We start from the raw sequence: 15,443 nt of genomic DNA on the forward strand, positions 1-15,443 counted from the left end.
TGTCCTTGCTGAACGAGGCGTTATGGTAGCGCTACGCGCGTACTGGCTAATCCGACTTACCGCGTTCGTTTCAGCTCTAAGAGTGGACGCCAAGCCCCGCAGAAATGCTTGCCAGCCCCCCCCGCTGTTGGGCGACTAGATGCCAACTGGAGCAGGAGCAGCCGGACAATCAACGCGTATAGCGCTGTCTTGTAAGCTGCCGCGACAGTTCTGATGCGGCTCCAGGGTTGCGACCGCTGCATGCTCCACCAGCGGCAAACTGGGGCATGTGTCGGCCGCCACGATCCGATAGTTCTGATTGTCGAGCGACAACTCAACGTCGGTGTATGGCTGCTTGTTACGCTCGCCATCCGTTACCGCCGTGCTCTTGTACTGATAGCGGCATACCAATGTATTGGAGCCGGCCATACCCGCCAGCCGTACCCAACCGCTCCATGACTCCCCTTCGTCAGCCGGTACGACGCAGATGTAGTATCGATAGTCAACGATCACTGTGCCTTCGATATTCTGGTTGATGGCGCTACCGATGCGGCAGTTCACGTCTGTCCGTATCTCGTTGACCGGAGCGCCAATATTCTGCACTACGACATTACTTGGCCAGGCAATGGACGTTCTCGCGCGAGATACGTAGCCGGCCACGACGTAACCAGTAACTTCATCGCAATCGGTGTCATTGATCTGACCAGCCGACGTAATCTCCTTGCGGCATTGGTGCACCACGGAGCCACTCTCGTTGCTAAAGATGATCGAGTAGCCGCCAGCTGGGTCGTTGTATGCACTCCTGTTGCCACCCAGATCGACTGCAGGAAACGGGATGTTGAGGTGACGGTTTTTTGGCATCTTGATCTGAGTTGCTCCGCCCAATGGAGGAGTAAAACCCAAACCACCTGTCATGGCCAATTCCATCTTTGCGATGACCGAGCTCAGTATGACGGACTGCCCCTGACCGGCACGATCGGTCCATGACACCGTCACTCGCAGCGGCCGCAGGGTATCCGTGCCCTCGCCCCCCAGTTTCAGGGTGCGCGTGTACTGTGTATTGGCATAGTCGACATAGTCGATGATGTCGGACCTGCTTTCAGGCAGATCGTTCCAGCCAAAATGACTCCATGACCAAGCGACGGGTGGATCGGCTGTAGGGTCGCTGACCGAAGCGATCTGATGAAATGAGCGCACCGCCTCGATGCGCTCCTGCGCCAGTCGTGTGGCTTCACCACGATGCCTAGATGCATCGGCCTCACGCGTCAGGGTGGATTGCAGACCAGCCAATCCGAGCAGACCTGCAGACACCACCACCAAGGTGACCAATGCTTCCAGGATACTGAAGCCCCCCTGTCTTGCTCCTGACGGAGCCGAACGAATAGGCCTGCGTGTGATGCGCCTCATAGCTGACTCCAGTCTCTCCAACTGCCCGGCACCTTGACCATGCTGCCGCTGGCGCGACGCGCATTGGCGAGAATCCCGTCGCTGTACTTGATGGTTCCGTTGCCATTGCTCTTTTGGTCCTTGCACGTGGCGATGGCGCCATTGATGTCTGCGTTTCCGGTGCCCAGATCGTTCAGATTTGAACTGTTCGAGAAAATCATGGCGTTGATGGTGATGTTGCCGTTGATGTCGAATATCTTGGGCGTGACGATGATGACTGGATCGGACTCAGTGCCGAGCGTGGGGTTGCCGTCGGGCCCGATAGGAAATCCTGAACTGTTGTTGAACCACACCCCGTCGGGGTAGTAGAGTGCACGCGCACCTTCCGCATAAGCCTCTTTGGTTTTCTTGCCGCAGTCGGTAGAGTTCGAGCACGAAATCACCGTCGTTGTCGGCGAATCCCGGTATTGCTCGATGGTGGAACCGAAAAAACTCTGAAATACCGCCGATTTGCTGCAATCCGGGTCGCTGGCAGACAACTCGGCCAAGGATGAGTCTCCAGGTACCAGTGCGTTCTCGATGGGTACACCCGGTATGGTTATCAAGGTCACGCTGTTCTTGATATCAACGGGCTCGCCCAGTGGCTTTTCGCCGATGGATGTTCCGGCATTGACCAACATTCCGTTCGACGCCACCGAGGTGTTGACGATGTTGTAGGAACCCCCGGGCTTGCATGAACCGCCGCAGGTCAACGGCGCAAACGGACCGCCCACCATGCCTGGTCGCAGCTTGACAGCAACCGATGCAATCGCCATGGCATCCGCGTTGCCAGAGTTTGCAGGGGTATCAGGCGTTGGCGGGGTGCAGACATCAACTGCGGCGGTGCAGCCAACGGCAGTGATCCGTACGGTTTCCCAATGGAACTTGTTCGGATCCTGAGTATCGGCGTTGTCTTTCTCGGGTTCGAAGTGGACAGTAAAGTGCGGTGCGCTGCCGCTGTGAGCCGGGTCATTGGGAGGGGTATCCGGATCGTTTGTTGGAGGACAGCTGCAGTTCAGACTGCCATTTCCAGGATCAATGCTGCAGCCTGGCAGTGCAGTGCGGTACTTAGGCTTATCGGCTTCAGTGGCGGTCACCGGTAGGCCACTTATTGGGTCTGTGGGAAATTTGACATAGCGCGCGCGGAACGAGTCGCTGGCAGTGACGTCATCCCCACAGGTTGTGTTGATCTTGCTGCCATGGTTGAGCATGCCGATCGCCCACTCAAGGCCTGCCTCGGCCATCTCGTGGGCGCTGGCGGCACGCATCTGATTCGCAGAGGTGCGCTGCTCGAAGATCACGCTGCGGTTCAGGTACAGCACGACGATGGAGGCGGCAAGCAGCAGCAGTGTCGTGATCGCGAGAGAGCCGACGCCGCGCTGTCTGCAAGGGGCCGCGTTGATGGGAATTCGGTGGGTGTTCATCATGGGTCGCTTTCAACTGCAGTTGCCGACACGGTCGTTGCGCACGCGTACCGCCGTTTCCAAGCGCCGCTTCACGTTGGCGTCGGATGGCGCCTCAGCTTCGATGGTGATGTCGTAACGTCGCTCGGTCAGGCACTCGGTGTTCGGGGTTGCCGCCGGAATCTTCTGCATGCCGATGTCGATCTTGTTCTTGGATTCGATGATGTTGAAGCTGATGACTTTGGCCACCGCCGGATCGGTCAGATCCTGGGTGGTCTGACCGATCGTCATGCGGATGCGGTAGTCGTCGGTCAGCGCGAACCCGGCGGCACTGGCGGCACCGGCCGGCGCGTCAAACTGATAGGAAATATCGCTGGTGCCATCTAGAGTGATGCCTTGGTGGGGGTTGTTGTCAACGCTGCCCATCTTGGGGACCGCTTGATCCCAATAGCTTGCTCGTCGCAAGTCTCTCGTGATCAGTTCCGCCGCGGAGCGCAGGTTCTGGTTCAGCCGCGCCTCCAGCAGCAGGCGGCGGCTGGCGTCGAGGTTGGAGAGAAACAGGCTGGTGGCGCCGACGATCAGCAGCAGGCCGATGGCGATGCCGACCAGCAGTTCGACCAGCGTCAGGCCGTACTGGCTTCGCTGCGGGTGTCTGCGGCGCGGTTGCTTGGTTAGGTTGTGGGGCATCGCGCGTAGCCTCCCCAATCGCTGGTTGGAGCGCAGATCAATGTGCGCCCCATGGTGTTGACGACGACATTGAGCTGATTGCTCACGACCGAGTTGCTGATGGTGAAGGTCGCCGCCGCCGCGCTCAGGCCGCGGAACGCGGTGAAGGTGACGGTGCCGGCCGTCATGCTGGTCGATGTTGGCAGGCTGGCGACGTTCTTGATGGTGGTGTCGCCCCTGGCGATGGCGTAGCTACCCGTGGTGGCAGTCAGTCTGACATCCGCGTTGTGGCTGATGGATTCGGAGTGGGCGAACTGGAGATCCGCGCTCAGCTCGTTGGCCAGCCCCTCGACCCGCCGCCGGTTGATCAGGTCGTTGAACGATGGCACGGCGATGGTCAGCAGGATGGCGGCAATGACTACTACCACCATCAACTCGATGGCGGTCACGCCGAGTTGCTGCTTGCGTGTCATTTTTTCCAGCATCCGTCGGGCGTGTAGGAGATATTTCCCTTGTCAGCAACCACTTTCATTGGCGTGCAATTGCTATCTTTGGCCTGGCTGCCCTGAGCTGTCGCAGTAGCGGTATAGCCGGTGGCTGATTCGCCGGAAACTGCCAGCGTGTAGTACCCACCGGGTGTCGGTGTGGACGGCTTGGGTGCCCGTAGATCGTCCAGTGAGCCAGCGTAGGTGGTCTCATCGGACCGATAACGCTCCTGCGCCTGCTGCAAGGCGCCGAGCGCTGCAATGGCTTCGGAACGCCGCGCCTTGCGGATCGAGTCGGTGTACGCGGGGTAGGCGATCGCGGCCAGGATGGCCACGACGGCGACCACGATCATGAGTTCGATCAGGGTGAAACCTGATTGCATGCGCAAGCTACGCTGTGCCGCGCGGCGATGTTGTTCTGCTCCCATGGCGTGAAGTGTGCCAAATTGCATCCAACATGTGAATAGTTGTGACGCCGGTTATCGGCGGAAACTGACCGCTCGTCTGGCAACTGTGGCCAGTGCTCGCCGGACGCGATCGAGATGGCCTGAGCAAGCTGGATGGTCCGTGGTCAGCACGAAGGCAGACCGCCAAAGCGCTGCCCCGGCGTGCACAGGCGGGTGCGGCCCATCAGATTGGTGATGGCATGCACGGTGTGGCCGCGCGGCGTGGAGAAGGCGACGGTGCCGGTGGGCGTGAAGGTGCCTCGCATCGGGTCGATGCGGCGCTCGGCGGTGCCGTGGTTGCTGATGGTGACGCGTGCATCGGGCGCGAAGTGGGTCACGAGCAATGGTGGTTGGCCGTTGTCGCAGACGCTGCCGGAACCAAGGCAGGAACAGGTGCCGTCGCCACTGCGATAGATCGCGTAGCACGCGCCTGCATCAGCGCTCTCGACCTTGATGCGCACGCCCTGGCCGGTTTGCACGGCTTGCGAGCGCGCCCACTGCAGGTGGCTGGCGTACTGGTGGGCAGCGCCTTCAAGTCGGCGCTTGTCGGTGAAGTCCTGGTAGGACGGGATGCCGACGGCCGCGAGGATGGCGAGTACCGCGACCACGGTCAGCAGTTCGATCGCCGTGATGCCGCGGCTGGCGAGCAGGTGTCTGGCCTGACGGATCATCCGGCACCTCCCTGGTGGATTGCAGTGACTGGTTCACTGGCAATCTAGGCCGGGCAGGTGTGGGGTGGGTCACCCGCACAGGGGATGCTTGAGTGGTGAATATTGCCCTTGCGCGGCGCAGCGATCTTGGGTGGGGTTGCTGCAGTTTGCCGAATCGGTCCGTTGCAAGGGCAGGAGGCAGGGCCGTTCCGTCATTCCCGCGCGAGCGGGAATCCATGCCACGTCGGGAAAGCCGGTGGACTCCCGCTTGCGTGGGAACGACAGGAGAAGCCGTCTCGAAACGAGGCCCGACTCAGCCGCGCGCCATCGTGCGCAGGGTAACGAACTCTTCGGCGCTGGTCGGATGGATGCCGATCGTGGCGTCGAACTGGGCCTTGGTGGCGCCGCATTTCAGTGCCACAGCAAAGCCCTGCACGATCTCGCCGGCGTCGGCGCCGACCATGTGCAGGCCGACCACGCGGTCGCTGGCGGCATCGACGATGAGCTTGACCAGGGTGCGCTCGCTGCTGCCCGACAGCGTGTGTTTGAGCGGCTTGAAGTCACCGCGGAACACCTGGATGGCGCCGAAGCGTTCGCGCGCCTGCTGCTCGCCCAGGCCCACGGTGCCGATTGGCGGGTGCGTGAACACGGCGGTGGGGATGTTGTCGTAGTCCATCGTGCGCGCCGACTGCCCGGGCGCAGGGCCGAACAGGTGGTCGACCAGCACCATGGCCTCGGCCAGCGCCACCGGGGTGAGCTCCATGCGGCCGACCACGTCGCCGAGCGCGTACACGCCAGGCACGCTGGTGGCGAAGTGCTCGTCAACCTCGATGGCACCGCTCTCGGCCTGCCGCACGCCCAGCGCCTCCAGGCCCAGGTTGCGGACGTTGGCGCGGCGGCCCGTGGCGTAGAGCACGACGTCGGCGTCGAGCTGGGCGCCGTCCTTCAGCGTGAGGCGGCGCGTGCCGTCGGGCAGCGCCTCGATGCGCGCGACGTCGGCGTTGACGCGCACGTCGACGCCGTGCTTGCACATCTCGTCGGCGGTGAAGGCGCGCACCTCCTCGTCAAAGCCACGCAGGATCTGCTCGCCGCGGTACAGCAGGGTGACTTCGGCGCCGAGGCCGTGGAAGATGCTGGCCATCTCGCAGCCGATGTAGCCGCCGCCCACCACCACCAGGCGGCGCGGGAGCACCGGCAGGTCGAACATGTCGTCGGAGGTGACCACCAGGTCGCAGCCGGGGAACTCGGGCACGAAGGGCGTGCCGCCGGTGGCGATGAGGATGTGCCGGGCGCTGTGCCGCGTCGTCTTGCCGTCATCGCTCGTGACCTCGACCGTGTGGGCATCGAGCAGGCGGCCGTGGCCTTGCAGGCGCAGCACCTGGGCGTTGGTCATCAGGCCTTCGTAGATGCCGTTCAGGCGCGTGATTTCCTTGGCGCGGTTGGCCTTGAGCGTGGCCCAGTTCAGCGTGGGTGGCTGCGCGATCTCCCAGCCGTAGCCGGCGGCCTCGGTGAAGCCCTCGGCGTAGTGGGCGCCGTAGCTGTAGAGCTTCTTCGGGATGCAGCCGACGTTGACGCAGGTGCCGCCCATGCGCCCGCTCTCGGCCATGCCGACGCGCGCGCCGCGCTGCGCCGCGAAACGCGCCGCGCGCACGCCGCCCGAGCCGCCGCCGATGACGAAGAGGTCGTGGGTGTGGTCTGCCATGGTGTTCCTGGGTCCTGTGTGGGGTGTCGGTAGGCGCGGCGGAAGCCGCGAAGGGTGGTGGTGTTTGCGGCTGCCGCCGCGCCTACAGGAGTATCTGCAAGTGTAGGCAAGCCGGGTTGGTTGGGGCGCGGTCCTTGTCGGGTCTTGCTGTGCTCAACCGCAACCTGCATATTCGATGCTCAACCCCTTGGTCAACGCGCCGCCGCGCCGCGCACCTCGATGTGGCGCTCGTCGTGCACGCGGCCCTGTACGTCGCGCAACTGCACCAGGTGGCGGCCGGGCCAGGGCAGCCATTGGGCTTGTTCGCCGCGGCCGATCTCGCGTGCGCCGATCCACCAGTGCAGGCTGGCGGACGCGGCGCCACCGGTGTCGGCGCGCAGGCTCAGGCGCTGGCGTGCGGGCGGGATGTCGGGGTCGAGTGCCAGGATGGTGCCGTCCTGCGGCGTGGTGATGCGCGCTGGTACCGCTGACGCCGTGGGCTGCAGGCCCTCGCCCGTGGCGCCGGATGCGGTCAAGGTGCGGGGTGCGTCGCCGTCGACGGCGAACAGGGTCTGCTCGGTGCCGGGCAGGAACCATTCCCGGCGCGCCGCTTCCAGCCCGTCGCCGAAGCGCACTGGCGCCTCGATCAGCCCGGCCGGCGGGCCTGGTGCGCGTGAGGGCATGCGTGCGTGCAGATGGCGCATCAGCGCGGCCCACACCGGCGCGGCGCCGCTGGTGCCGCTGACGTCCCACATGGGGGCGCCGCCGGCATTGCCGATCCAGACGCCGACGGTGTAGCGCTCGGAGAAGCCGACGGCCCAGTTGTCGCGCATGTCCTTGCTGGTTCCGGTCTTGACGGCGCTCCAGAAACGCGTGGCCAGGATCGAGTCGGTGCCGAAGGTGGGCGCGCGTGCGTTGCGGTCGGCCATGATGTCAGTGACGATGAAGGCAGCGGCGGGGTCGAGGATCTGGGCGCAGTTGGATGCCTGGCCCCGACCCTGACCCGTCCCCAGCGGGGGCGGGAGTGGGGCTTGCAAACGCACTTCGCACAAACGCCCGCCATTGGCCAGCGCCCGGTAGGCATTGGTCAGCTGCAGCAGCGGCACCTCGGGGCTGCCCAGCGCCAGGCTGTAGCCGTAGTAGCCGCCGCCCTCGCGCAGGCCGATGCCGAGCGCCTGCAACTGGCGCGCGAAGGCGTCGGGCGAGACCATCACCAGCGCGCGCACGGCCGGCACGTTGAGCGAGGCCGCCAGCGCGGTGCGCGCCGACACCCAGCCCTTGAAGCGGCGGTCGTAGTTCTGCGGGATGTACAGGCCGCTGGCGGTCTTCAGGTGGGCCGGTGAATCGTCCAGCAGGCTGGCGGCGGTCAGGCGCCGCTCGGCGATGGCCTGGGCGTACAGGAAGGGTTTCAGCGTGCTGCCGGGCTGGCGCGGCGCCAGCACGCCGTCGACCTCGGCCGCCTGGCTCAAGGTGCCGCTGGAGCCGACCCAGGCCAGCACCTCGCCGCTGGCGTTGTCGAGCACGACGACGGCGCCATCCTCGACGTTGCGCCCGTGCAGTTCGCGGAGGTGCTGCTGCAGGGTGTTCAGCGCCAGGCGCTGCAGGCCGGCGTCGAGCGTGCTGCGCAGCGTGGCGGGTGGTTCGGCGGCATCGGCGCGTGCCTGGGCCAGCAGGCGGCGTGCCAGGTGCGGGGCGATGCCTTCGCTGGGTTGCCAGGCGCGGCGTGCCAGCACCACTTCGGCCTGCATGTCGAGCGCCACGCAGTCGGTGACAGCACCCTCGCCACGCATCGCCTTCAGCACGCCGCAGGCGCGCTGCGCCACCAGCGCGGGCCGGGCATTGGGTGCGCGCACCAGGGCGGCGGCGATCGCCGCCTCGCCGTCCTGCAGGCCGTGCGGCGCCTTGGCGAATAGGGTGCGCGAGAGCGCGTCGATGCCGACCAGCTCGCCGCGGAAGGGCACCAGGTTCAGGTAGGCCTCCAGGATCTGGTCCTTGCGCCAGCTGCGTTCCAGCCGCGTCGCCATCACGGCCTGGCCGATCTTCTGGCGCAGCGTGCGTCCGCCGCTGCCCAGCCGCAGGTCCTCGTCGAGCAGGCCGGCCAGCTGCATGGTCAGCGTCGAGGCGCCGCGCGTGCGGGTGTTCCACAGGTTGGCCCAGGCCGCCGCCGTGACGGCCTGCCAGTCGACGCCGCTGTGCTCGTGGAAACGCTTGTCCTCGGACAGCACCAGCGCCTGGCGCAGCGCCGGCGAGATGCGCTGCAGATCGACCCATTCGCCGCGGCGCACAGTGGCATTGCTGCGCAGGCGGTGGATCGGCTCGCCGTGGCGGTCCAGCAGCAGGGTTTCCGACGGATGGAAGTCGTCGCGCACCTGCTCGAAGCCGACCGCCAGCGCCGACGTGGCCACCCCGCAGCCAATGGCCAGGGCCAGCAGGGTGCGGCGCAGGTTCGAGTTCATCTCGCGCTGAATCGGCAGGGATATGCCGCCCGGCGGGGGCGGGTAAGGGTGGGGGCTACGCCGGTGCCGGGTCGAACGCGCTTGGCCCCCATCCCTGCCTTCCCCAGGAGGGGAAAGGAATCAACCCCGGTGGCCTGGTCGGGTCGGTGGTTCAGCATCACTTCACCACCACCGATGCGTTGGGCACCGCGCCGAACATCTCGGGCGCATACACGGCCTCGGCGCGGCTGGGTGGCAGCTGGAAGCTGCCGGCGTTGTTCAGGCGCAGCGTGTATTCGATCTTGGTCGTGCCCTTGGGCAGGTAGTCGTAGTACGCGCGGAAGGCCTCGAAGCTGCGCTCCTCGAACACCGGCCAGGTGGTGCGGCCCAGCTTCTCGCCCAGCGTGGCGAGCGCCGAGTCGCGCCCCAGGCCGCTGCCCAGGATGGTCGCGCCGGCCGGAATCGGGTCGGTTACCGCGACCCAGGTCATGTCGCTGGCGGCGGTGATGTCGAGCGTGACGCGCAGCACGTCGCCGCGCGAATACTGGCCGGCCGGCAGCTTCTTGTCGGCCTGCTCGACGGCGGTCACGGTCCTGCTGATCTGGTAGCCGGATGCCTGCGGCGCCTTCAGTTCGACCGCGGCCAGCGATTGCAGCGTCAGCCAGGGCTTGCCGCTGCCCTCGTGCGTGATGCTCAAGGGCATTCTTGCATCCGCCGGTGCGGCACCCCAGGGCAGCAGCGCGCCGTTGTGGATCAGCTGGCCCGGCGCGGGCGATGTGCCAGAGGTACTGCTGGTGGCTGCTGCAGCCTGCGGGTCGTCGGCCTTCAGGCGTGTGACCTTGGTCCAGTCGATCGCGGCCGACGACTTGCCCAGCCGGGCCAGCGTGAAGCCGGTCACCGGCGTGGCCTCGTGGGTGCGCGAGAAGCGCTCCAGCGCCAGGCTGCCCCACAGGTTGGCGGTGGTGGTGGCCCAGGCGCCGCCCCGCTGGCGGGCGATGAAGCCGCTGACCAGGCGGCCGAGCTCACCCTGCCAATGGGGATCGTCCATCACCGTCAGCAGCAGCCGCGCGCCGTTGACGTCGCCGCCGGCCATCAGCCACCACCAGTGGTCGTCGGCTTCAGTGCTGAAGACCAGCCGGGTGCCCTGCGTCGACAGGCGGGCGCGCAGCACCTGCTCGGCCTCCAGCTGCAGCGTGCGCTGGTTCGGAATGCCGCGCAGGCGCTTCAGCACGCCGAGCCAGTCGAGCAGCGCGCTGGTCGGCCACTGGCTGGGTGCGATCGTCAGGCTGCTCAGCATGGCGGGCCTGGCGGCGCCATGGCGCGCCAGCGCCTCGATGGCCGCCAGCTTGCGCACATCCAGGTCGTCACGCGGCGACCAGTGGGCGCGCTCGATCCGGCCCTCGACGAAGGCGCTCAGGCCGGCGATCAGCTGGGCCCGCAGATCCTCGGGCAGGGCAAAGGCCGTATCGAGCTGGCTGGCCTCGTGGGTGGCCGCCAGCAGCCAGGCCGTGAGCGTGTCGCTGCCGCGGTCGGCGGCGCCATCGCGCGGCGGGAAGTAGTACGCCAGGCCATCCTGGTCGAGGTAGGCGGGCAGCTGCGCCATCAGCTGCTGCCACTGCCTGGTATCGCGCAGGCCGATCGCCTTGCTGCCGAGCTGCTCCAGGCAGGTGTAGGGGTAGCGCGCGAACCAGTCGCGCACGCCGGGCAGGCCGTCGGACAGCCGGGGCTGCAGGCTCAGCCGCACGCCGCCGCGCTTCTCGCCGTCGATCGGTAGCGCGCCGGCGGGCGGCGCGACGTCGAGCGTGAGCGGCTGCTCGAGCTGCACCAGCGTGGCCTGCTGCACGTTCAGGGGCACGGCGGGAACGATGCGCTGGCTGACCTTCAGCGCATCGCGTGCGCCGCCATTCTGGTCGCTGGCCTCGATCTCCCACAGGATGGCCTCGGCGTTCGTGGCGGCCAGTTGCGGCGGCGCGGTGACGTCCCAATGCAGCTCGCGCGCTTCGCCGGCCGGGATGTCGATGCTCTGGTCCTTGAGATCGAGCAGCGTGGCGCGCGGCGCCACCACCACCGTCATGGGCTTGGGCGTGGTGTTGCGCAAGGTCAGCATGGCGCGGAACTCGTCGCCTTCGCGCACCAGCGGTGGCAGGCCGCTGATGATCTGCAGATCCTGCGTGGTGCGGATGCTGGTCTGCCCGGTGCCGAACAGGCCGGTGCCCAGGTCGGCCACGGCGACGATCTGGAAGCTGGTGAGGGCATCGTTGAGCGGCACCTCGACCGTCGCCTGGCCCTGTGCGTCAAGCTCTACCCGGGGGTTCCACAGCAGCAGGGTGTCGAGCAGCTCGCGCGTCGGGCTCCTGCTGCCGCCGTCGCCGCCGGTCGGCACCGCCTTGCGGCCGTAGTGGCGGCGGCCGATGATCTCCATCTGCGCGGTGGCGGTCTCCACGCCCCAGGCACGGCGCTGCAGCATGGCGTCGAGGAGCTTCCAGCTGCCGTTGGGCATCAGCTCCAGCAGCGCCTGGTCGACTGCTGCGAGTGCCACCTCGGCGCCTGCGGCGGGCTGGCCATCGGGACGCCTGACCTGGATCGTGACCTGCGCCTGGCCGCGCACCGGATAACTTTCCCGGTCGGCCTTGACGTCGACGGCGAGTTCGTGCGCCTTGCTGCCGACGCGGATCTCGGCCATGCCGAGGCGGAACGCGGGCTTGCTCAGGTCGACCAGCGGCGTGGCGGCGATGTATTCCTTGCTCTCGTGCCAGAACGCCTGCCACCATTCGCGCGGCGCCTTGTAGCCCCAGGTGAAGAAGCTGTACCAGGGCACATCGCGCAGGCGCCCGCGCAGTGCCAGCACGCTGACGTAGACGTTGGGGCCCCAGGCCTCGTCGACCTTCAGGCTCACCGTCGGGTCGTCACCGCGCAGCTCGAGCACCTCGGCGTGCACGATGCCCTCGCGCTCGACCGCCACCAGGGCGGTGGCCTGGCGGAACGGCATGCGCACCTGGAACCGGGCCGTTTCGCCGGGCTGGTAGAGCTTCTTCTCGGCCAGCAGGTCCATGCGGTCGTGGTTGTCGCCGCCGAACCACAGCTCGCCCTGGCGCGTCACCCAGACCGAGGTCGCGGCCTGGACCGGGCGCGTGAGCTGGTCGCGCGCGGTGACGACGAGCTCGACCTCGCCCGGCTGCGTCAGCTTGACGTCGCAGCTGACCAGGCCGCGTGCGTCGCTGGTGCCGGTGCACAGCGTGCCGAGGTCCTTGGTTTCGGTGCGGTTGTCGTAGGTATAGAAGCCGCCCACCATGCGCTTGCGGCTGGTGGTGGTGGTGCGGGCGACGGCCTTCACGTCGAGCGCGACGTTGGCCTGCGGCTTGCCGTCCAGGTTGAGCGCCAGCGCCTGCAGCTTGATCGACTGGCTGGCCGAGACCCAGCTCTCGGTCTTGATGCCGGGGATCACACCGGCCGGCCACAGGGTGGTGCGGCCGTGCAGGGTCTGGATCTCGCCGTTGGGATCGGCGAAGCTGGCCTCGATCAGCAGCTCCTGCGGGCGCGGCGCCGGCTTGAGATCGCTGATCGTGAGCCTGGCCAGGCCGCTCTTGTCCAGCGTGGCGGCCAGCTTGTCGGCCACGATGCGCTGGTCCTGGCGCGCGCTGGCCTCCTCCTCGCCGTCGTCGGCGCTGCGCGCTGCCGCCTGCTGGCTGGGGCGTGGCGGCTCGAAGCTGAAGTCGTCGTAGTCGGCAAAGTGCAGCCGCTTGTCGCGCGTCAGTGCCGACACCCGCACCGGCAGGTTGGTGGCGGGGCCGCCCGCCACGTAGCCCACCTGCACCTGCACCGGCACGCTGGTGGCGCCGACCAGCGGCGCCTGGCTCTCGGGGCCGACGCGGCCCTGCAGCACCGGCAGGCGGAATTCCTCGACGCGGAACTGGCCCGAGTCGTGGATTTGCACGCCATCGCCAGGGCTCGATTCATCGGCATCGCCGGCACGCTGGCCGGTTTCGACCGCCCGCAGCGACACCTGGTAGACGCCCAGCTTGGCCGCGCGCGGGATGCTGAAGCTGGATTCGGCGCTGCGCCCGCCGCTGGCGGTGTCGCGCCAGTGCAGCGTCTGGGTGTATTCCTGCCCGCTGCCGACGTGGGTCATGACCAGCGTGGCCGGACTGGTCCTGGGCAGGCCGAAGCCGGCGCCGGTCTCGCTGCGCAGGATGTGCTTCATCGACACCGTCTCGCCGGCGCGCAGCAGGGTGCGGTCGAACACGGTGTGGGCGCGCGTGTCGGGCCGTTCGTCGCGGCTGGTCGGCACGTTGAAGCGCCAGGGTTCGATGCCCTTCTGCCACGACGACCAGGTGAAGGCCAGGTCCTCGGCACCCTGGTTCTGCGCCCGTGCGCTGACGAACCAGGCCTGCTGGATCTCGCTGTAGTGGTCGCCGTCCTCGCAGCGCGGCGCCTGCGCGGGAATGTTGCTGAAGCGCGCGATGCCCTGGGCGTCGGTGGTGGCGCTGGCGACCTCCTTGCCGGCGCAGGTCGACACGCGCACCGTCGCGCCTTCCACCGGCTGGCCCTTGTCCAGCGTGGTGACCCAGGCCAGTGCGTTCTCGCGCCCGAGCTTGAAGTGCACCGCCAGGTTGGTGACCAGGGCCGAGCTGCGGACCACCATGCGGCGGTCGGCGCCGTGCTTCTCGTCCAGCAGTGATTCGCCGAGCCGCTGCGAGCTCAGCTCCAGCACGTGGAAGCCGGGTGTCAGCGGAATGCCGACCACCTCGAAAGGGCGCTCGGTGGCGCCACCGTTCCTGCCAGACGGCGCCGGCAGCTCGATGGTCCGCACGCCCGGCTGCCCGCCCAGCAGCGACAGCGTGCGCGACTCGACCAGTTCCGGCGCCTGCCCCCGGATCGGCCTGGGCAATGGCTGGCGCACGTCCTTGGCGGCCTGCTCGCGGCTGACGAAGAAATTGTCGTAACGCTCCACGCGGGTGAACCAGCTGATGATGTCGGCGTCGCTCTGCGGATTGATCTGGCTGATCTGCATCGCTTGCGCCTGCAGCTGGGGCTCGACGCGGCGCAGTGTCACCGGCAGCAGCGCCGGGCCGTCCGGACCTTCGGCGAAGCGCTCGACGATGCCGAACGGCGCCGCCGCGAACTTGGCCAGCGGCGGCATCGGGCCGATGGCCACCTGCAGCGGGAAGCTGGCGGCATTGGCCAGTACGCGGCCGCTGTCGTCCTTCAGCTCCGGCGGCAGCGTCAGCGTGAACGTGCTGCGCTCGGGCAGAGGGGTCGGGAAGCGCAGCCGCTCGACGACGGCGTCGGCGTCCAGCTCACCGTCTATGACCGGCGCGTGTTCGACCTTGTCCGAGCGCAGCCGGACCGCCTCGGCCAGCCGGCGCGGCACCGGTGCGCTGAACTTCAGCTCGATCGGGCGGATCGGCATGCACGCCGCCTGCGCGTTCTCGCGCTCGCAGCTCATGCTGGCGGTGAAGGGCTCGCGCACCTCGTAGGCGAAGCGCGTCTCGGTGCGGTTCACCACGCCGCTGGGCGTGGCCACGCCCTTGCCGTAGACGACCTGCACGCGGCTGGCCGGCGTCAGCCGGCGGTTGCAGCTGAAAGCCACGTAGCGCAGCGGCGCCTTGGCGGCCTTGGCCTCCAGCCGCAGCGCCTGCAGCAGCCTGGCGCGCGGCTCGCCGTCGATCAGCCGCACCGGCACGCGCTCGCCCAGGCCGTCGATGGCACACCACAGGTTGGCCTGCACGCTGTCGAGCGTGGCCGCGCCGTTCAGCTGCAGGACGAAGGCCTGCTCCTCCTCGATGGCCTGCCAGCTGCCCGGCTCGATGTGCTGAACGAAGGGTCCGCCGGTGTTGAAGCGGAAGCTGCTGGTCCCCGTGAGCGTGCTGCCCGAGAGCGACCTGAGGCCCGCGACCGGCTCGACACGGCATTGCACCCCCGGCGGCAGGTCGGCATCGAAGTCGACCACCCATTCGCGCGCGCTGGTCCAGCGCCCCTGGCCGCGCGAGGCGGCGGCATCGTCGCAGCGGATGGTGAGCGGCGCCGCGGCGCGCGGGTCGCCGAAGCTGACCAGGTTCTCGCTGAATCTGGCCGTCAGCTGGCGCACCTGCGCCACCTCGCCCTGCGGACTGAGTGCGCTGATGGTGAAGGCCTGCGCGCCGATGGACGCGGCAGCCGCGAACCCGCACAGGGCTTGCAGGATGCGTCGTGTGACCGTGGGAACGAAGGTGTTCAGGGGCATGTGCGGGTGGGCGGGGCTGGTGGCGTGAGCAGGCCACGTGGGCCCGGGCG

The 15,443-nt window shown here is 67.5% G+C and carries 9 protein-coding genes; all 9 read right to left on the reverse strand.

Translation table 11 applies throughout. The annotated features are described in order from the left end of the window. Window positions 1–135 precede the first annotated feature (135 nt). A complete protein-coding gene (locus PK606_RS03640) occupies window positions 136–1,308 on the reverse strand; it encodes a type IV pilus modification PilV family protein (RefSeq protein ID WP_324560813.1) in 1,173 nt (390 codons plus the stop codon). A 74-nt stretch (window positions 1,309–1,382) separates the two neighbouring features. Further along, entirely contained in the window at window positions 1,383–2,831 is a 1,449-nt protein-coding gene (locus tag PK606_RS03645) for a PilX N-terminal domain-containing pilus assembly protein (RefSeq protein WP_324560815.1), read from the reverse strand. A 9-nt stretch (window positions 2,832–2,840) separates the two neighbouring features. Beyond that, entirely contained in the window at window positions 2,841–3,494 is a 654-nt protein-coding gene (locus PK606_RS03650) for a PilW family protein (RefSeq protein WP_324560817.1), read from the reverse strand. Continuing rightward, window positions 3,479–3,946 carry a GspH/FimT family pseudopilin gene (locus tag PK606_RS03655; protein WP_324560819.1) on the reverse strand — a complete coding sequence of 156 codons (468 nt, stop codon included), beginning with the start codon at window positions 3,944–3,946 and terminating at the stop codon, window positions 3,479–3,481. Before PK606_RS03655 ends, PK606_RS03650 begins: the two co-directional genes overlap by 16 nt. Then, complete coding sequence (locus tag PK606_RS03660) at window positions 3,943–4,386, reverse strand: type IV pilin protein (RefSeq protein ID WP_324560821.1); 444 nt, start codon at window positions 4,384–4,386, stop codon at window positions 3,943–3,945. The genes PK606_RS03655 and PK606_RS03660 overlap by 4 nt, the downstream gene beginning before the upstream one ends. A gap of 143 nt (window positions 4,387–4,529) precedes the next feature. After that, window positions 4,530–5,075: a GspH/FimT family pseudopilin gene (locus tag PK606_RS03665; RefSeq protein ID WP_324560823.1), complete on the reverse strand. Its 546-nt coding sequence runs from the start codon at window positions 5,073–5,075 to the stop codon at window positions 4,530–4,532. A 292-nt stretch (window positions 5,076–5,367) separates the two neighbouring features. Continuing rightward, window positions 5,368–6,756 carry a glutathione-disulfide reductase gene (gene gorA / locus PK606_RS03670; RefSeq protein ID WP_324560825.1) on the reverse strand — a complete coding sequence of 463 codons (1,389 nt, stop codon included), beginning with the start codon at window positions 6,754–6,756 and terminating at the stop codon, window positions 5,368–5,370. A 191-nt stretch (window positions 6,757–6,947) separates the two neighbouring features. Then, window positions 6,948–9,191 carry a penicillin-binding protein 1C gene (pbpC, locus tag PK606_RS03675; protein ID WP_324560827.1) on the reverse strand — a complete coding sequence of 748 codons (2,244 nt, stop codon included), beginning with the start codon at window positions 9,189–9,191 and terminating at the stop codon, window positions 6,948–6,950. A 157-nt stretch (window positions 9,192–9,348) separates the two neighbouring features. Next, complete coding sequence (locus tag PK606_RS03680; RefSeq protein WP_324560828.1) at window positions 9,349–15,393, reverse strand: alpha-2-macroglobulin family protein; 6,045 nt, start codon at window positions 15,391–15,393, stop codon at window positions 9,349–9,351. Between the last annotated feature and the right edge of the window lie 50 nt (window positions 15,394–15,443).

It is taken from the genome of Ottowia sp., from assembly GCF_035444425.1.
In the GTDB taxonomy this organism is placed as follows: Bacteria; Pseudomonadota; Gammaproteobacteria; order Burkholderiales; family Burkholderiaceae_C; genus Ottowia.